General features: G+C 73.0%; 18 protein-coding genes. 6 read left to right on the top strand and 12 right to left on the bottom strand.

The genetic code is table 11. The features are described from left to right. Positions 1-29 precede the first annotated feature (29 nt). The 10 genes from GC157_16745 to GC157_16790 all read right to left on the bottom strand — a co-directional run bounded on the left by GC157_16745 (position 30) and on the right by GC157_16790 (position 9,052). Positions 30-677, bottom strand: a complete 648-nt coding sequence (locus GC157_16745) for a helix-turn-helix domain-containing protein (GenBank protein MBI1379107.1) — start codon at positions 675-677, stop codon at positions 30-32. 215 nt (positions 678-892) lie between these two features. Further along, positions 893-1,459 (bottom strand): HdeD family acid-resistance protein, encoded by a 567-nt coding sequence (locus tag GC157_16750; protein ID MBI1379108.1) that lies wholly within the window; start codon positions 1,457-1,459, stop codon positions 893-895. Positions 1,460-1,574: 115 nt separating this feature from the next. Continuing rightward, positions 1,575-2,327, bottom strand: coding sequence for an ATP-binding cassette domain-containing protein (locus GC157_16755; GenBank protein MBI1379109.1), 753 nt, complete (start codon positions 2,325-2,327; stop codon positions 1,575-1,577). After that, the gene (locus tag GC157_16760; protein MBI1379110.1) at positions 2,324-3,220 is read right to left on the bottom strand and encodes an ABC transporter permease subunit; all 897 of its coding nucleotides are present in this window, start codon (positions 3,218-3,220) and stop codon (positions 2,324-2,326) included. Before GC157_16760 ends, GC157_16755 begins: the two co-directional genes overlap by 4 nt. Next, entirely contained in the window at positions 3,217-4,353 is a 1,137-nt protein-coding gene (locus GC157_16765) for a transporter substrate-binding domain-containing protein (GenBank protein ID MBI1379111.1), read from the bottom strand. The genes GC157_16760 and GC157_16765 overlap by 4 nt, the downstream gene beginning before the upstream one ends. After that, entirely contained in the window at positions 4,209-4,769 is a 561-nt protein-coding gene (locus tag GC157_16770; GenBank protein MBI1379112.1) for a hypothetical protein, read from the bottom strand. The genes GC157_16765 and GC157_16770 overlap by 145 nt, the downstream gene beginning before the upstream one ends. A gap of 45 nt (positions 4,770-4,814) precedes the next feature. Then, on the bottom strand, positions 4,815-6,539 hold the full coding sequence (locus GC157_16775) for an AAA family ATPase (GenBank protein ID MBI1379113.1): 1,725 nt from the start codon (positions 6,537-6,539) through the stop codon (positions 4,815-4,817). A gap of 96 nt (positions 6,540-6,635) precedes the next feature. Continuing rightward, the gene (locus GC157_16780) at positions 6,636-8,039 is read right to left on the bottom strand and encodes an MFS transporter (GenBank protein ID MBI1379114.1); all 1,404 of its coding nucleotides are present in this window, start codon (positions 8,037-8,039) and stop codon (positions 6,636-6,638) included. 101 nt (positions 8,040-8,140) lie between these two features. Continuing rightward, on the bottom strand, positions 8,141-8,425 hold the full coding sequence (locus GC157_16785; protein ID MBI1379115.1) for a DUF3039 domain-containing protein: 285 nt from the start codon (positions 8,423-8,425) through the stop codon (positions 8,141-8,143). Between the two features lie 57 nt (positions 8,426-8,482). Continuing rightward, the gene (locus GC157_16790) at positions 8,483-9,052 is read right to left on the bottom strand and encodes a YqgE/AlgH family protein (protein MBI1379116.1); all 570 of its coding nucleotides are present in this window, start codon (positions 9,050-9,052) and stop codon (positions 8,483-8,485) included. Between the two features lie 227 nt (positions 9,053-9,279). On the opposite strand from GC157_16790, the gene GC157_16795 reads away from it, so the two are divergent. The 4 genes from GC157_16795 to GC157_16810 are packed head-to-tail and all read left to right on the top strand — an operon-like array spanning position 9,280 to position 12,225. Next, positions 9,280-9,621: a WhiB family transcriptional regulator gene (locus GC157_16795; protein ID MBI1379117.1), complete on the top strand. Its 342-nt coding sequence runs from the start codon at positions 9,280-9,282 to the stop codon at positions 9,619-9,621. A gap of 32 nt (positions 9,622-9,653) precedes the next feature. Continuing rightward, entirely contained in the window at positions 9,654-10,880 is a 1,227-nt protein-coding gene (locus tag GC157_16800) for an arginine deiminase (GenBank protein ID MBI1379118.1), read from the top strand. A gap of 40 nt (positions 10,881-10,920) precedes the next feature. Beyond that, positions 10,921-11,928 carry an ornithine carbamoyltransferase gene (argF, locus tag GC157_16805; protein MBI1379119.1) on the top strand — a complete coding sequence of 336 codons (1,008 nt, stop codon included), beginning with the start codon at positions 10,921-10,923 and terminating at the stop codon, positions 11,926-11,928. Positions 11,929-11,970: 42 nt separating this feature from the next. Beyond that, positions 11,971-12,225: a DUF2516 family protein gene (locus GC157_16810; GenBank protein ID MBI1379120.1), complete on the top strand. Its 255-nt coding sequence runs from the start codon at positions 11,971-11,973 to the stop codon at positions 12,223-12,225. 69 nt (positions 12,226-12,294) lie between these two features. On the opposite strand, the gene GC157_16815 is transcribed toward GC157_16810, so the two are convergent. Then, positions 12,295-14,109 (bottom strand): phosphoenolpyruvate carboxykinase (GTP), encoded by a 1,815-nt coding sequence (locus GC157_16815; protein MBI1379121.1) that lies wholly within the window; start codon positions 14,107-14,109, stop codon positions 12,295-12,297. Positions 14,110-14,480: 371 nt separating this feature from the next. Beyond that, positions 14,481-14,684 (bottom strand): cold-shock protein, encoded by a 204-nt coding sequence (locus tag GC157_16820; protein MBI1379122.1) that lies wholly within the window; start codon positions 14,682-14,684, stop codon positions 14,481-14,483. A 254-nt stretch (positions 14,685-14,938) separates the two neighbouring features. Between GC157_16820 and GC157_16825 the strand changes: the two genes are divergently transcribed. Continuing rightward, positions 14,939-15,265, top strand: a complete 327-nt coding sequence (locus tag GC157_16825) for a DUF3467 domain-containing protein (protein MBI1379123.1) — start codon at positions 14,939-14,941, stop codon at positions 15,263-15,265. A 339-nt stretch (positions 15,266-15,604) separates the two neighbouring features. Beyond that, on the top strand, positions 15,605-18,061 hold the full coding sequence (locus tag GC157_16830; protein MBI1379124.1) for an FAD-dependent oxidoreductase: 2,457 nt from the start codon (positions 15,605-15,607) through the stop codon (positions 18,059-18,061). Positions 18,062-18,612 lie beyond the last annotated feature (551 nt).

Genomic DNA, 18,612 nt, shown 5'->3' on the forward strand with positions numbered 1-18,612 from the left:
GCGGCGTCGCCGCCGTCCCGGTGTCGTGCCTAGCGCAGGGCGCGGGAGACCTCGCCGGCGGCGCGCAGCACCTTAGGGCCGACGTCGTCGATGGGCAGGTCGGTGAGGGCCACGACGCCGACGGAAGCCTCGATCCCGGCGACGCCGAGCAGCGGGGCCGCGACACCGGACGCCCCGGGCTGCAGCTCACCGGTGGAGACGACCCAGCCGGGCTCGAAGGGTCGGCCGCCGCTGGCGCGGGCCGCGAGCACGGCGCGACCGGCCGCCCCGCGGTCGAGCGGGTGGCGGGCGCCCACGCGGTAGGCGACGTGGAAGTCCGAGCGGGTGGGCTCCACGACGGCGACGGCGAGCGCGTCGGAGCCGTCGACCACCGTGAGGTGCGCCGTGGCGCCGGCGGAATCGGCCAGCCGCCGCAGCGCGGGGACGGCGGCCTCGCGCAGCACCGGCTGCACCTGGCGCGCGAGCGCGAGCACGGCCATGCCGAGCCGGCAGCGCCCGTCACCGCCGCGGCGCAGCAGCGCGTGCTGCTCCAGGGTGACGACGAGCCGGTAGACGACGGTCCGCGACACCCCGAGGCGTGCGGCGATCTCGGTGACGGTCAGGCCGTCCGACGCGTCCGACAGCAGCTCCAGCACGGTGAGCCCGCGGTCGAGCGTCTGGCTGGTCTCGGCAACCACGCCTGCCACCTCCGTCTCTCTCGTGTCCCGCGTCCCACTCTGCCGCACGGAGTCCGGCGTGGCGCGTCCGCTCACACTCTGACACGGCTCTGCGGACACCGCGCCATGCCCCGCGCGCGGAGCGTGGGGCGACTCACACTGCCCCGCGTCCTGGGACGGAAACACCGATGGCGCCGCCGGATCGTCCGGCAGCGCCATCGGCGACGTCCGCGTGCTCAGACCCCGGCGAGCCGCTTGACCTGGAAGGCTCCCCAGATCTCGCTGATGCCCACGACGATGAGCACGATGCCCGAGAGCACCACCAGCGTGCTCACGGCGAGGCTCGGCCACACGAACACGACGATGGCCCCGACGATCAGCAGGATCCCGCCGGTGATGAGCCAGGCGCGCCCGTCGACGCCGCGCGCCTGAAGGCCGACGACGAGCTCGGTGATCCCGCGGAACAGCCAGGCGAGACCGATGAAGAGCGCCAGCAGCTCCGCCTCGTTGTCGTTGTGCAGCGCCTTGAACATGAACACGGCCAGGATGATCCCGAGGATCCCCGTGACCGCCAGCAGGCCGCGGTTCACCGTGTGCGAGAACGACTGCGCCACCTGGAAGATCCCGCTGACCAGCAGGTAGAGCCCGAAGAGGATCGCCAGGACCGTCACGGTCTTGTCGGTCCAGACCAGGCAGGCGATGCCCAGCAGGAGCGTGAGCACCCCCACGGCGAGCAGCAGCCACCAGCTGCGGCCGATGCTGGCGAGCGCCTCGCGCTCCTCGGCGTCCGCTGTCATGGACATGTGGTCTCCCTTTCCGCGCACGGCGGGCGCCGCGCCCACGCGACCAGCGTAGGGACTCGGCTGGGCACGCGTGCGCCATCGCGCAGCGTGTCCCCGCACGATCCTGGAGCGGTGCCTACAGCCGCCCGGCCTCGTGCACGCGCGCCAGGAACCCCTGCGTCAGCGGGTCCGACGGCTCGTGCAGGACCTGCTGCGGCGCCCCGCGCTCGACGATCACGCCGTCGCAGAGGAACACGACCTCGTCGGCCACCTGGGTGGCGAAGCCCATCTCGTGCGTGGCGATCACCATGGTCATGCCGTCCGCGCGCAGGTCGCGCACGACGGCGAGCACCTCGTTGACCAGCACCGGGTCGAGCGCGGAGGTGACCTCGTCGAAGAGCATGAGCCTGGGCGAGAGCGCGAGCGCGCGCACGATCGCGGCCCGCTGCTGCTGACCCCCCGAGAGCCGGTCGGGGTACTGGCCCGCCTTGTCGGCCAGCGAGAACCGCGCGAGCAGGTCCATCGCGGTGCGCTCGGCCTCCGCCCGCGGGGTGCGCTGGACCCGGCGCATCGCGAGGGTGATGTTGTCGAGCACCGTCATGTGCGGGAAGAGGTTGAACGCCTGGAACACGATCCCGATGCGGCGCCGGATCTCGTCGGCGTCGGCGCGCGGGTCGGCGAGGTCGACACCCTCGAAGAGCACGAGGCCGTCGTCGATGAGCTCGAGCTGGTTGATGCAGCGCAGCAGGGTCGACTTGCCGGAGCCCGAGGCGCCGATGAGGACGGTCACCGTGTGCTCGGGGACGACGAGATCGACGTCGCGCAGCACCACCTCGGACCCGAAGGTCTTGCGCACCCCGCGCAGCTCGAGCAGCGGCTGCGCGCTCATGCCGTGCCCTGCGCGTTCTGCCGCGCGATGGACCGCGCCAGCACCCAGTCCGTGAGCCGGGTGAGCGGGACGGTGACGATGAGGAACATGACCGCCACGACGACGTAGGGGGTGTAGTTGAAGGTCAGCGACGCCTCGATCTGCGCCTGGCGCACGCCCTCCACGACGCCGAGGACGGAGATGAGGCTCACGTCCTTGAGCAGCGACACGAAGTCGTTGAGCAGGGGCGGCACCACGCGGCGCAGCGCCTGGGGCATGACGACGTGGCGCATCGTCTGTCCCGGCGACAGCCCCAGCGACCGGGCGGCCGCGCGCTGGCTCGGGTGCACCGACAGCACGCCCGAGCGGATCACCTCGGACACGTAGGCGGAGTAGGTGACCACGAGCGCCGCGGTGCCGAGCACGGCGACGTCGGCACCGGAGATCACCGGCAGGTCCAGAGCCGGGATGCCGAAACCGATCAGGTAGATCACCAGCAGGATCGGGATGCCGCGGAAGATGTCGACGTACACCGTGGCCAGGCCGCGGAACGGGGCCAGCGCGGCCGATCGCGACGTGCGGGTGAGCGCGAGCAGCATCGACATGATGGCGATGAAGACCGTCGAGACCACCACGAGCAGCAGGTCGAGCTTGAAGCCCTCCCAGATCGCGGGCACGACCGACCAGCCGTAGGACACGTCGAAGAACGTGGACTGCACGACCGGCCAGCCCGACGAGGTCAGGACCAGCCCGACGATGGCCCCGATGACGACGACGGACGAGACGCCGGCGACAACGACGCGCCGCAGGTTCTGGGCCCGCCGCGCAGCACGCCGGGCGAGCTCGTGCTCGCTCGGCGCCCAGTCCTCGGGGGCCGCGGCGCGCGCGGCCCCCGAGGGGGAGTCGAGGCTCACGACAGGACGGGGGCGCCCTGGTTGGCCAGCCACTTCTCCTGAAGGGCCGCGAGGGTCCCGTCGGCGCGCAGGGCGTCGACGGCCTGGGTCACGCAGGTCGTCAGCGGGCTGTTCTTGGCCAGCAGCATCCCCAGGCTCTCCTTGGAGTCCGCCGTGTTGGGCAGCTGGCCCACGATCACGCCGTTGTCGAGCTCGGCGCCCACGAGGTAGAAGGCCGTGGGCAGGTCGACGACGAGGCCGTCGATCTGCTTGTTCTTCAGCGCCGTGACGGCGGCCGCGTTGTCGTTGAACACCGCCGGCTTGGAGCCCACGACGTCGGTGATGGCCTGCAGCGACGTGGTGGCGACGGCCGCGCCGAGCTTGGCGTTCTTGAGCTCGGCCACGGTCGTGGCGTTGGCGATCGGGCTGCCCTTGTACGACACGACCGCCTGGGTCAGGTCGTAGTAGCTCGACGAGAAGTCCACGACCTTCTTGCGGGCGTCGGTGATCGAGAACTGCTGGATGTTCACGTCGAACTTCTTCGGCCCGGGGGCGATGGCGCCGTCGAAGGTCGTCCGGGTCCACACGACGTCGGAGTCGGCGTAGCCGAGCTTCTCCGCGACCGCGTACGCCACGGCGGCCTCGTAGCCCTTCTTGTTCTCGGGCTTGTCGTCGATGACCCACGGCGGGAACGCCGGGCTGCCGGTGGCCACGGTGAACGTGCCGGGCTTGAGGGTCTGCAGCTGGTCGGGCGTGCACGGGTCGGCCGAGGCCGACGCCGAGGTCGCCGCGACGGCGGTGTCGGACGGGCTCGCCGAGCCGGCGGAGCTCGACGTGGAGTCGCTCGTGGACGAGCCGCACGCCGCGAGCAGCAGCGCGACAGCCGGCGCGAGCACGATCAACGATCGGCGCACAGGGACCTCCGGGGATGGCGTCGGGACCGCCCCGCGCCGCGGACATTGTGCCAGCGGGCGGTCGGCGCCCCCCGCGCCGGGGGTGGACGCCGGGGTCAGCGCCCCTCGGGCCCCGGCTGCTCGCGCACGGCCCAGGGGTGCGGGGTCGCGGTGCGGGGCGTGGCGGTCGAGTGGGGCCGGACGCCGAGCAGCAGGTCCAGCGTGGTCCGCCGGTCGTGGCGCAGCAGGCAGGGCGCCCATGCGGCGACCAGCACCGCGAGCCCGGCGGCAGGGTGACCGGCCAGCTCGGCCAGCACGAGCACCAGCAGCGGGATCCCCGTGATGAGCCACACCCGCCCGCGGCGCAGCGGCTCGCCCGCGAGGTCGAAGGACTTCAGCTCGACGACGCCGTACCCCGGGGTGCCGTGGCCGAGCCGGCTGACCGCGGGCCACACCACGAGCACGACCAGCACGAACATGAGGTCGACCAGCCAGGGCGGCAGGCCGGTCTGCGTCGAGGCGTCGGCGGTCTTGTCGGTGAGCGCGATGTCGACGAACACGCCGACGCTGCCGATCAGCGCCGTGGCCGCGAGGCCGACGCCCGCGCAGACCGCGACGGTGATGGCGGCGCTGCCCAGCACCTCGCGGCGCGAGGGAGGCCTGACCTCGGTCGCCACGCGTTCCCCCTCCCGTCCGCCGCCGGAGGCAGCGCGCGTTCGAGGCTAACGACGGCCCACGGCCCAGTCGCGCAGTTTTCCGATGCGTGCGCGCAGGTCGGCCGCACCGGCGCGAGGCACCTCGGGGCCGCCGCACACGCGGCGCAGCTCGGCGTGCACCGCAGCCTGCGACATGCCCGTCTGCCGGGCGTAGGCCCGCACGCAGTCGGCGAGCTCGCGCCGCAGCGCAGGGACGTCGGTGACCGCGGCGGCGGTCGGCGGCGCGGGATCCGGCGCGCGACGGCCGCGGGCGCGCAGGAGGTCGGAGACCTGGTCGGCGTCGAGCAGGCCCGGGATGCCGAGGAAGTCCTCCTCCTCGTCCGTGGTGGGCGGCGCGCCGAACTCGCCCCCGTCGAAGAGCACGCGGTCGAAGGTCGCCTCGCTCTCCAGCGCCTCGAAGGCCAGCTGCTCCTCGACGAGCACGTCCGCGGTGTCGCGCTGCGCCAGCGCCTGCGCCACGAGGACGTCCTCCTCGCTCCAGGTGCCCTCGGCGCGGCGGCCCAGGACGTGGTCGCGCTCCTCCTCGAGCTCGCCGGCCAGGCGGAGCAGGGGCGGCACGCTGGGCAGGAAGACGCTCGCCGTCTCCCCCCGGCGCCGGGCACGCACGAAGCGGCCGACGGCCTGGGCGAAGTAGAGCGGCGTCGAGGCCGGGGTGGCGTAGACGCCCACCATCAGGCGGGGGACGTCGACCCCCTCGCTCACCATGCGCACGGCCACCATCCAGCGGTCGGTCGACGCCGCGAACTCGGAGATCCGGGCGCCCGAGCGCGGGTCGTCGGAGAGCACGACCGTGGGACGCGCGCCCGTGATGGCCTCGAGCTGGCGGGCGTACGCGCGCGCCTTCGTCTGGTCGCCCGCGATCACCAGGCCGCCGGCGTCCGGCACGTGCTTGCGCACCTCGGTGAGCCGGCGGTCGGCAGCGCGCAGCACCTGCGGGATCCACTCGCCCTGCGGGTCCAGCGCGGTCCGCCACGCCTGACGCGTGACGTCCTTGGCCTGCTCGGCGCCCAGCAGGGCGCTCACCTCGTCGCCCGCGCGGGTGCGCCACCGCATGCGGCCGCTGTAGGCCAGGAACAGCACGGGCCGCACCACGTGGTCGCGCAGCGCGTCGGCGTAGCCGTAGACGTGGTCGGCCGTGCTGCGCGGCACGCCGTCCGGACCGGGCGCGTAGGTCACCCACGGGATCGGGTTGACGTCGCTGCGGAACGGCGTGCCGGTGAGCGCGAGCCGGCGGGTGGCCGGCTCGAACGCCTCGCGCAGCGACTCCCCCCACGAGAGCGAGTCGCCGGCGTGGTGCACCTCGTCGAGCACCACGAGGGTGCGGCGGTCCTCCACGCGGCGCCGGTGCAGCAGCGGGTTAGCGGCCACCCCGGCGTAGGTGAGCGCGACGCCGAGGTAGTCGCTGCTCGTCACTCCCACGGCGCCGGAGAAGCCGGCGTCCAGCGGGATGCCCACACGGGCTGCCGCCTCGGCCCACTGCGTCTTGAGGTGCTCCGTGGGGGCGACCACCACCACCCGCTCCACCACGCGCCGGTCGAGGAGCTCGGCGGCCAGCCGCAGGGCGTACGTCGTCTTGCCGGCGCCGGGGGTCGCGACGGTGAGGAAGTCGCGCGGGCCGCGGGCGAGGTAGGCGTCGAGCGCCGCCTGCTGCCAGGCGCGCAGCCGGTCGGCCGTGCCGCGGGCGGCACGGCCCGGGTAGGCCGGGGACAGGTGGGAGGCGGGGGCTGACATAGGTGAGCGACTCTAGGAGGCGACGGCCGACGACATGCCGACCCGGGTGGTGGCCCGTGTCACGCCCGGTCCGTGCTAGTGCGGACGCCGGGTGCGTCAGGCCGGCTGCCGGATCCGGCCGCCGGCCACCACGGCAAGCGCGGCGACCACGGCCATGACCAGCCAGATCGTCACGAACGTGGCGGCGCCGACCGGCCCGGCCGCGAAGGCGGTGCCGTAGATCGCCCCCGCGAGCCCCACGAGGAGCACCGAGCCGACCGAGTCGCACACCTGGAGCGCCGCGACGTTGGCCCCCTGGTCCTCCGGCGGCGACAGCTCGAGGGTCAGGGTCCCGATCGCGCCGAAGCACAGGCCCATGCCCACGGCCCCGGCGAACCATGAGAACGCCGCGACCCAGAAGGGCACGGACGGGTCGAGCGAGAGCGGCAGGGTGGCCATGCACAGGGCCACGAGCCCCGCGCCCGTCTGAACCAGGAGGTGCCGCGGCACCCGGCCGTAGAGCCGGCCCTGGAGCTGCGAGCCGACCGCCCAGGCGACCGCGCCGATGGTGAGGGTGAGGCCCGACTGCGTGGTGGACACGCCGCGCACGGTGCGCAGCGCGAGGGGGACGAACGCCTCGCTGGCGAAGAAGGCGCCGGCCAGGATGCCGCGCATCACGACCACGGTGGGCAGCCCCCGGGCGAAGCGCAGCGAGCCCGCCGGCAGCAGCCGGCGCAGCGCCGGGAGCAGCAGCACGACCCCGACCGCGGCCATCACGACCCCGGCCGGGCCGCGGCGCGTGCCGCCCTCCTGGAGCAGGGCCAGGCCGGCGGCGGCCACCAGCGAGAGCCGGACCCTCCCCCGGCGGCGCGGCCCGTCCGTGAGCGCGCCGCCGAGGCGTGCGAGCCGCGGGGCCAGCAGCAGGATCGGGGGCAGGACGAAGGGCACGACGAGCCAGAACACCGCCCGCCACGAGACGTAGTCGGTGAGGAAGCCCGAGACCAGCGGGCCCACGATCGCGGGCAGCACCCAGGCGGCCGAGAGCAGCGCGAACGCCCTCGGTCGCAGGCTGTCCGGGAAGGCCCGGCCCATCACGACGTACACCGTCACGATCGACAGCCCGCCGCCGAGCCCCTGCACCACGCGGGCGAGCACCAGCACCGGCATCGACCACGCGGCCCCGGCCAGCAGCGCGCCCGCGCCGAAGAGCGAGACCCCCAGCAGCAGGGGCGCCCGCGGCCCGGCCCGGTCGCACCACTCCCCCGCGACCACCATGGCCACGAGGCTCGACACGACGTAGCCGTTGAAGGCCCACGCGTAGGCGCCGAGCCCGTCGAGGGCCCGTGCCACCACCGGCATCGCGGTGGCGACGCCCACGCCCTCGAACGCGAACATCGTCATCACGAGGACGACGCCGAGCGTCATGGAGCGGTAGCGCGGGCCGAACAGGCCCTGGTCCTCGACGACCGGGCGCGGCCGCGTGTGCACGGGCTCGCTCACCCGGGCGTCCTGGTCGGTCACGGCCTCCGCCAGCAGCTCGAGGCTGGGCGGGGCCGGGGCCGAGGCCGGCAGCGGCCCCTCGGGCGTTCCGCTCGGGGTGGGTCCGGGCCCGTCGGTCGCGCTCAGGAGCCGTCCCCGCCGGACGGGAACATCGCCTCGATGATGCGCCGGCAGTCGGGGCACACCGGGAACTTGTCCGGGTCGCGGCCGGGCACCCACACCTTGCCGCACAGGGCGATGACGGGCTTGCCGGTCACCGCCGACTCCACGATCTGGTCCTTCTTCACGTAGTGCGCGAAGCGCTCGTGGTCGCCGTCCTCGACCTGGGTGTCGGGACGCTCCTCCACCAGGACCCCGCGGGCGGTCTCGGGGTCGGCCAGGGGCAGGGGCTCGAGCGGCGTCGTCATCCCGTCATCGTAGGCCCGCGGCGGGTCGTCGCGGCCGGCCCGTCGGCGTGGACGCGCTCAGTTGAGGGACGGGTCCGTCGACGGCGTCGCGACGAAGGCGAGGTCGCCGCGCTGACGACGCAGGACGCGCTGCCAGAGGTCCTCGGGCTCGGCGTCGAACACGTCGTCCGGGCCGCCGTCGACGACGTACCACGCGCCCTCGTGCACCTCGTCGTCGAGCTGGCCCGAGGCCCAGCCGGCGTATCCGGCGTAGATCCGGATGGCGGTGAGCCCGGCCAGCGACTCGTCCGGGTCCTGGTCGAGGTCGACGAGGCCGAACGGGCCGGCCACGCGGCGGAACCCCTCCGGCTCCGGGCCGTCGACCGGGCCGGGCAGCAGGCCCAGTGCGAGGGCGCTGTCGTCGGCGACGGGGCCGCCGCTGAACAGGACGTCGGTGCCCGTCGTGCGCCCGTCCCACGGCGGCAGCACCGCCCCCACCGGCACGTGGGACGGCCGGTTGATGACGATGCCGAGGCTGCCCTCCTCGTCGTGGTCGAGCAGCAGCACCACGGCGCGGGCGAAGTTCGGGTCGTCGAGGACCGGCGCGGCCACCAGCAGGCGGCCCGCGGCAGGCAGGGCGGGAGGCACGTCCAGCGGCTCGAGCGTCACGGCACCAGGATGCCTTCTCACCCGCCGAAGAGGCACGGGTGACGGACATCACGACGAGGTGCGGCAGAATCTGGTCCGGAAGGCCCGCGTCCGCGTAGGCTCCTTCCTGTAGGGATCCTTCCACGGGAACCACGAGGGCCCCCGCACCGAACAGGACGATCGCAGAGCACGGGCGCCGGCCGCGAGCACTGCACGGGGAGGTTGGCATGCCGCAGCAACCGCTCGCTCAGGTTCCCCTGGACGCGACGTGGGACTGGCAGGAGCACGGCGCCTGCCGTGACGCCGATACGGCCCTGTTCTTCCATCCGCAGAACGAACGCGGGCTGTCCCGCGTGCGCCGCGACCGCGCCGCCAAGTCCGTGTGCGCGCGGTGCGCCGTCCGCCTCGAGTGCGCCGACTACGCCATCCGCGCGCGCGAGCCCTACGGGGTGTGGGGCGGGCTCACCGAGGAGGAGCGCGAGCGCATCTACGCGCGTAGCTCGCTCTCGGAGTACGGGCGGGAGAAGGGCGCGGGTCTGCGCGCCGCCTCCGACTTCACGCGCGACTGAGGGGCTGCCGGCATGGCCCGTGGCGAGCCCGCGTGACGCCCTTCCACGTCGACTCCGAGGTCGGCGACCTCCGGCAGGTGATCCTGCACCGCCCAGGCCTCGAGCTCTCGCGGCTCACCCCGCAGAACGTCCACGAGCTGCTCTTCGACGACGTCATGTGGGCCGCGCGCGCCCGAGCCGAGCACGACGCGTTCGCGGAGACCCTGCGCTCGCGCGGCGTCGAGGTGCACCTGTTCGCCGACCTCCTCGCCACGGCGATCGACCAGCCCGGGGCGCGCGAGTTCCTCCAGGAGGTCTTCACCACCGCCACCCGGTTCGGGCCCAAGCTGGAGGGCCGCCTCGACGAGATCGTGGCCGGCGCGGTCGCCGAGGACCTCGTCGACATGCTCATCGGGGGGATGCTCCGGCTCGACCTCGACGTCGACGAGTCCGAGAGCCTGCTGCTGGCCTACCTCGACCCGCACGACTTCCTGCTGACGCCGCTGCCCAACCACCTCTTCCAGCGCGACAACTCCGCGTGGGTCTACGACGGCCTGTCGGTCAACCCCATGGCCAAGACGGCGCGCAAGCGGGAGACGATCAACAGCCGCGTGGTGTGGAACTTCCACCCGATGTTCCGCGACGCCGGGCTGCACTTCTACTACGGCAACGACCAGGAGGACCACGAGCCGGCGACGGTCGAGGGGGGCGACGTCCTCGTGGTGGGCAACGGCACGGTGATGCTCGGCATGGGCGAGCGCACCACGCCGCAGGGCATCGAGTTCATCGCCCGGCAGTACTTCCGGCACGGCAGCGTGCGCAAGGTGATCGTCGTCGAGCTGCCGCACTCGCGGGCCTTCATGCACCTCGACACGGCGATGACGATGATCGACCGCGACGCCTTCAGCGTCTACCCGTTCCTGCCCGACGACCTGCGCTGCTTCAGCCTCGACCCCGTCGGCGAGGACGGCGACTACCGCGTCACCGAGCACGCCGAGCTGTTCCCCGTCGTCGCCGACGCCATCGGCGTGGAGTCCATCCGGGTGCTCAAGACCCCGATCGACCAGCTGGGCGCGATGCGCGAGCAGTGGGACGACGGCAACAACTTCCTGGCCGTCTCCCCCGGCGTCATCGTGGGCTACGAGCGCAACACGACCACCAACACCTACCTGCGCCGCCACGGCATCGAGGTGCTCGAGATCGTGGGCTCCGAGCTCGGGCGCGGACGCGGCGGACCCCGGTGCATGAGCTGCCCGATCGTGCGCGAGGCTGTGCACTGACCGGAGCAGTCCACACCCCCGAGCCGCCAGGAGCCGCCGCGTGACCGTCGACCTGCGCAACCGCGACTTCCTCAAGGAGCTCGACTTCTCCGCCGACGAGCTCGCCCACCTCATCGACCTCGCGGCCGGGCTGAAGGCCGCCAAGCGCGCGGGCACCGAGGAGCAGCGGATGCGCGGGCGCAACGTCGCGCTCGTGTTCGAGAAGACCTCCACACGCACGCGGTGCGCCTTCGAGGTGGGCTGCCACGACCAGGGCGGCCACGTCACCTACCTCGACCCGAGCGGCTCGCAGATCGGGCACAAGGAGTCGGCGGCCGACACCGCCCGCGTGCTCTCGCGCATGTTCGACGCGATCCAGTACCGCGGGAGCTCCCAGTCGGTCGTCGAGGAGCTCGCGGCCCACAGCGACGTCCCGGTCTACAACGGGCTGACCGACGAGTGGCACCCCACCCAGATGCTGGCGGACTTCCTCACCATGCAGGAGCACGCCGGCGGCCGGCCCGCGTCGGAGATCTCCTACGCCTACCTCGGCGACGCCCGTTCCAACATGGGCAACTCCCTGCTGGTGATGGGGGCGATCATGGGCGCCGACGTGCGGATCGTGGCCCCGCGCGAGCTGTGGCCGTCGGCGGAGGTGCAGGAGGCCGCCCGCGGGCGCGCGCAGGCGTCCGGGGCCCGCGTGACCCTCACCGAGGACGTCACGGAGGGCGTGCGGGGCGTGGACTTCGTGCACACGGACGTGTGGGTGTCGATGGGCGAGCCCCAGGAGGTCTGGGCCGACCGAGTGCGCCTGCTCGCGCCCTACCAGGTCTCCACGGACACGTTCGCGCTGACCGGCAACGACTCGGCCCGCTTCCTGCACTGCCTGCCCGCCTTCCACGACACGAGCACCGTGGTGGGACGCCGGGTCGCCGAGGCGACCGGGATGGCCGACGGCCTCGAGGTGACCCACGAGGTGTTCGAGTCGGCCCGCAACGTGGCCTTCGACCAGGCCGAGAACCGGCTGCACACGATCAAGGCCCTCATGGTCGCCACGATCGGCCGCTGACCCGGCCCGGCGCCGGGCGGCGCGACCTCGTAGCGTGGCCCCGTGACCGTGCTCTACCTCCTCCTGTCCGTCGCCCTGTTCCTGCTCCAGGTGCTGGCGATCGCCGACCTCGTGAGCCGGTCCGACGACGACCTGCGCCGGGTCGGTCGCGGCACCCGCGCCCTCTGGTTCGGCCTGCTCATCACCGGGGTGCTGCTGAGCATCCTGTTCCGCTGGCTCGGGCTGCTCGGCGTCCTGGCCGCGGCCTACTACTTCCTCGACGTGCGCCCGCGGCTGCAGGCACTGCGGCGCGAGTGACGACCGGCCCCTCCACGCGCCGAGGGCCCGTCCGCACTGCTGTGCGGGCGGGCCCTCGGCGTGAGCGGGTCAGGCCTGCTGGAGCCGGGTGCGGATCGCCTCGAGCTGGGCGTGCAGCTCGGCCGGCACCTTGTCGCCGAAGCGGGCGAAGTACTCGGCGGTGAGGTCGGCCTCCTGGAGCCAGGACTCCGGGTCGATGCGGAACAGCTCGGCCATGGTCTCCGCGGAGACGTCGAGGCCGTCGACGTCGATCCCGCCGGCCACGGGGACGCGGCCGATCGGGGTGTCGACGGCGTCGGCGAGGCCCTCGAGCCGGTCGACGATCCAGGCCAGGACGCGGCTGTTCTCGCCGTAGCCGGGCCACATGAAGGAGCCGTCGCCGTCCTTGCGGAACCAGTTGACCTGGTAGATCCGCGGGAGCTTGTCGGCGTCCGTGGCACGGCCGATCGACAGCCAGTGGCTCCAGTAGTCGGCCATGTTGTAGCCGCAGAACGGCAGCATCGCGAAGGGGTCGCGGCGCAGCTCGCCGACGGTGCCCTCGGCCGCGGCCGTCTTCTCCGAGGCGATCGTGGCGCCGACGAACACGCCGTGCTCCCAGTCGTAGGCCTCGGTCACCAGCGGGACGTTGGAGGCGCGGCGGCCGCCGAAGAGGATGGCCGAGATGGGGACGCCGGCCGGGTCCTCCCAGTTGGGCGCGATGGACGGGCACTGGCCCGCCGGCGCGGTGAACCGGGCGTTGGGGTGCGCGGCCGGGGTGCCGGACTCCGGCGTCCAGTCGTTGCCCTTCCAGTCGACGAGGTGCGCCGGCGGCTCGGACAGGCCCTCCCACCACACGTCGCCGTCGTCGGTCAGCGCGACGTTGGTGTAGATGCAGTTGGCGTCCAGCGAGCGGATCGCGTTGGCGTTGGTGTCCATGCCCGTGCCGGGCGCGACGCCGAAGAAGCCGGCCTCGGGATTGATGGCGCGCAGCGTGCCGTCGGGCTGCGGCTTGATCCAGGCGATGTCGTCGCCGATGGTGCGGACCTTCCAGCCGGGCAGCGAGGGCTCGAGCATCGCGAGGTTGGTCTTGCCGCACGCCGACGGGAAGGCGCCGGTGACGTAGCGGACGTCGCCGTTGGGGTGGGTGAGCTTGAGGATGAGCATGTGCTCGGCCAGCCAGCCCTCGTCGCGGGCCATGGCCGAGGCGATGCGCAGCGCGAAGCACTTCTTGCCGAGCAGCGCGTTGCCGCCGTAGCCCGAGCCGTAGGACCAGATCTCGCGGGTCTCGGGGAAGTGGACGATGTACTCCTCCGCGTTGCACGGCCAGGCGACGTCGGCCTCGCCGGGCTCGAGCGGGTGGCCCACGGTGTGCAGGGCCGGCACGAAGTCGCCGTCCTCGCCGATGAGGTCGAGCGCGGCCGAGCCCATGCGGGTCATGATCCGCATGTTGACCACGACGTAGGGCGAGTCGGTGATCTCGACGCCGAGCTGGGAGATGCGCGAGCCGAGCGGGCCCATCGAGAACGGGATCACGTACATCGTGCGGCCGCGCATCGAGCCGGCGAACTTGTCCTTCAGCGTCGCGCGCATGGCGACCGGGTCGGCCCAGTTGTTCGTGGGGCCGGCGTCCTCCTCGCGCAGCGAGCAGATGAAGGTGCGGTCCTCCACGCGGGCGACGTCGCTGGGGTGCGAGCGCGCGAGGAAGGAGTTGGGCCGCTTGGTCTCGTCGAGCCGGATGAAGGCGCCGCCGTCGACGAGGAGGGCGGTGAGGCGGTCCCACTCCTCCTGCGACCCGTCGCACCACTCGATCCGGTCCGGCTGCGTGAGCGCGGCGGTCTCCTCGACCCACTCGAGCAGCTTCTTGTTGCGGGTGGGCGGGTTCTCGAGACCGGGGAGCGTCGGCATGGCTGTTCGTCCCATCGCGTGCGGCGGAGCGGTTCGGGGGCGGTCCCCTGTCCAACAGTGACGCAAGGATGCCCGGCTCGCAGGCCTACCGGTACGGCCCGGACCGATATGGCAGCCCTTTGTGACCGAATGCACAAGCGCCGCGTGACCGGGGCCACAACCCCGTAACCGCTGTCATGCGGGAGGGCCGATCCGGGCCCGCGCGCGGGGGTCGGCCGGGCCGGTCCGGCCCACCCCTGACGAGGCGTGTGACCCGGCGTCGGCCCCACGCGGAGCGGGTGCAGCGACGTGGCCGGCGGGGGCTCGGGCGGCCCCCGGACGCAGGAACGCCCGCCCCGTGACCGGGGCGGGCGTTCCGACGAGCGAGAAGATCAGAGAGCGCGGACGTTCTCCGCCTGCGGGCCCTTCTGGCCCTGACCGATCTCGAACTCCACGCGCTGGTTCTCCTCCAGGGAGCGGTAGCCCGTCCCCTGGATCGCCGAGAAGTGCACGAACACGTCCGTGTCACTGCCGTCGGGGGAGATGAAGCCGAAGCCCTTCTCCGCGTTGAACCACTTCACAGTGCCCTGCGCCATACCTGTTGTCTCCTCATGGGGACGGTGCGGATCGGGCCCTTTGCCCGGTCCGGGTTGCTTCCCGTCGTTGTGTCAGACCTGCCCATGGGGACGTGTCTAGCGCGGTCACGAAGCGGCGGGCCGCGTCGGCAACCAGTACGAACGAAAGTGCTGCAACCGCGAGGAGCATACCCATGAGGAGGGGGATGCACCATGCCTCTGACCTGCGTCGCGCGTGGCGACGTCCCCCCGCCGGACGCCGGTAGCGTCGGGCCATGACCGACGCCCCGCACCCGGTGGGCCGCGCCCACCAGATCGAGCTGCCGCCCGAGCACGTCGTCGGCGTGCCCGCGGACTACGCCTCCGTGTGGCACACCACCGAGTCCCTCGTCATCGACTTCCTCGCCGCGCGGGGGCCCGCGGCCATGGCCGAGCACGAGGGGGAGCCCGTCCTGGTGCAGGACCTCGTCGTGAGCGCCCGGGTCCGGATGCCGCCCACGCACGTGATCGAGCTGATGAAGGCGCTCGAGCGCCAGCTCTCCCTGTGGGAGACCGAGACCGGACGGCGGCCGCCGGTCGACCCGGACCTGCCCGACCTCTGACGGGACCGGGGTCGCTCCCCGCCCCGCGCCTCCCCCGGCCCGCGCACCGGCCGGCCCCGCCTCGGGGGGGGTGAGGCGGGGCCGGCCGGCCGGACCCTTCGTCTGGGGGCGCGTGCGGGTCCGATCGGTGTGGAACCGCCGTCCGCGGTCCTGGGGGTGGGGTCCCGGCGGGCGCCGGGCGGCAAGGGGGGATGCCGTTCCGCGCGGACGGTCGTTCATTTGTACGCAGTACGTCGGCCCCGAACCTCTCGGGAGCCTCACCGGGCCGTCCGGCGCCGCTCAGGATCCGGCCGTCCGCGCTCCTGACCCACGGGTCAGCAGTCGCGTACTCTCGCGGCCATGGCCGCCCCGTCACTGCCGTCCCGGGCCCGCGTCGTCGTCATCGGCGGAGGCGTCATCGGGACCTCGGTCGCCTACCACCTCGCCGAGATGGGCTGGACCGACGTCGTGCTTCTCGAGCGCGACCGGCTCACCTCCGGCACCACGTGGCACGCCGCCGGGCTCATGGTCACCTTCGGCTCGACCTCGGAGACCTCGACCGAGTTCCGCAAGTACACCCGCGACCTGTACTCGCGGCTGGAGGCGGAGACCGGCCAGTCGACCGGGTTCATGCCCGTCGGCTTCATCGAGCTGGCCACCGACGCGGGCCGGCTCGAGGAGTACCGCCGGGTCTCGGCGTTCAACCGGTACTGCGGTGTCGACGTCCACGAGATCTCGCCACGCGAGGTGCTCGACCTGTTCCCGCTCGCCCGGGTCGACGACGTCCTGGCCGGGTTCTACGTGGCCGAGGACGGCCGGGCCAACCCGGTCGACGTCACGATGGCGCTGGCCAAGGGCGCCCGCATGAAGGGCGCCACCATCGTCGAGGGCGTCTCGGTCACCGGCGTCACGACGCACCGCGGTGCCGTCACGGGCGTGACCACGACCGCCGGCGACATCGAGGCCGAGTACGTCGTCAACTGCGCCGGCATGTGGGCGCGCCAGCTCGGCGAGCAGGCAGGGGTGAACATCCCGCTCCAGGCGGCCGAGCACTACTACCTCATCACCGAGGAGTTCGACTCGATCAACAAGTCGTTCCCCGTGCTCGAGGACCCGGCCAACTACACCTACCTGCGCGAGGAGGGCGGCGGCCTGATGGTCGGCCTCTTCGAGGCCGTCTGCGCGCCCTGGAACGTGGCCCGGGTGCCGGACTCGTTCTCCTTCGGCGAGATCCCGCCCGACTGGGAGCGCATGTCGCCCTACCTCGAGGCCGCGATGAGCCGCGTGCCGATCTCCTCCGAGGTCGGCGTCCGCAAGTTCTTCTGCGGCCCCGAGAGCTTCACCGCGGACCTCCAGCCCGTGGTGGGCGAGGCGCCGGAGCTGCGCAACTACTTCGTCGCGGCAGGGCTCAACTCCATCGGCATCCTCACCGGCGGCGGCATGGGCCGGGCGTTGGCGCACTGGATCACCACGGGCCATCCCGACGTCGACGTGACCGGCTTCAACATCGACCGCCTGCACACCTACCAGCGCAACCCCGAGTACCGCGCCACGCGCACCGTGGAGAGCCTCGGGCGCGTGTACGCGTGCCACTACCCGGACCACTCGATGCAGACAGCCCGCGGGGCCAAGCTGTCGCCGCTGCACCACCGGCTCGAGGCCCGCGGCGCGTACTTCCGCGACGTGAGCGGCTGGGAGAACCCGGGCTGGTACTCCGAGGACGGGACGCCGCCGCAGCGCGGCGAGCTCACGTGGGGCCGCCCGGACTGGTTCGACCGCTGGGCCGCGGAGCACCACGCCGCGCGGACCGGCGTCGTGCTCATGGACATGTCGTTCATGTCCAAGTTCCTCGTGCAGGGCCGGGACGCGGGCGCCCGCCTCAACTGGGTGTCGGCCAACGACGTCGACGGCCCGTGCGGAGTCATCACGTACACGCAGTGGCTCAACGAGCTCGGCCGGCTCGAGGCCGACCTCACCGTCACCAAGCTGGCCGACGACCGGTTCTGGGTGGTGGCCTCGGACACCGCCCACCGCCACGTGGAGACCCACCTGCGGCGGGCCTTCGAGGGCCACCACGCGTTCGTCACCGACGTGACCGGCGCGTACGCGCAGATCAACGTGCAGGGGCCCCGCTCCCGCGAGCTGCTCCAGTCGCTCACCAGCGCCGACCTGTCCGACGAGGCGTTCCCGTTCCGTACCGCGCGCGAGATCGACCTCGGCTTCGCGCGCGTGCTGTGCATCCGCATCACCTACGTCGGCGAGCTGGGCTACGAGCTCTACGTGCCGGCCGAGCAGGCGGTGCACGTCTACGACCGCATCGTGGCGGCCGGCCCGGCGTACGGGCTGGTGCACGCGGGCACCAAGGCGCTCGCCAGCCTGCGGCTGGAGAAGGGCTACCGCGACTACGGCCACGACATCGACAACACCGACTCCGTGCTCGAGGCCGGCCTCGGCTTCGCCGTCGCCCTCGACAAGCCCGGCGGGTTCCGGGGCCGCGACGCCGTGCTCGCCCTCAAGGAGGCCGGTCCGCTGCGGCGTCGGCTCGTGAGCGTGCTCGTCGGCGACCCCGAGCCGATGCTCGTGCACGCCGAGGTCGTCCGGCGAGACGGCGTCCCGGTGGGCTACGTGCGGGCCGGCTCCTACGGCCACACCCTCGGCGGCGCAGTCGGGCTCGCGATGGTCGAGAGCGACGGCGCCGCCGACGCGGCGTGGGTCTCCTCGGGCACCTGGACCGTCGAGATCGCCGACCGCCAGTGGCCGTGCACCGTGTCGCTGCGGCCGCTGTACGACCCGGCCAACGAGCGCGTCCGCGGCTGACCCGCGCCACGTCCGCGGCCGAGGCACCGGGTCGCGTCCCGACCGAGCCACGGCGACCGCGCCCGAGCCACGAGGTCGCGCACGGGACAGAGCCACAGGCTCTCGCCCGAGGCCGGGCGACACGATCGCTCCCGAGGCTGGGCCATGCGATCGCTCCCCGAGGCCGAGCCACGCGATGGCATCCCGGGGCCGAGCCGGGCGAGCGCCTCCGGGCGGAGCCACACGGTCGTGTTCGAGGCTGCGTCCAGCGGTCCGTCCGTGCCCGATCCCGCGTTGCGGCGACAGCCGCGGGCCTTCCGAGCGGCGGCCCGCTGTCCACATCCTGTGGACAGGCGAATCGGCCAAACCCCTTGGAAATACTGGGGTTAGGGGTTGTGTCTGTCGGTGGTCTCCGATAGCATTCCTACATTCATCCGAAACCAGCCGAGCCCGTGGGAGGTGCCCGATGACCGCCGTCGACGACCGGGACACCACCCCCTCGTTCGGCCCGGTGGGTCTCGGGTTCCACCCGGACTGGGACGTGCACGACCCGATCGCGTGGCTGACCGGCG

The organism is Frankiales bacterium (genome assembly GCA_016125335.1).
GTDB lineage: Bacteria > Actinomycetota > Actinomycetes > S36-B12 > CAIYMF01 > Longivirga.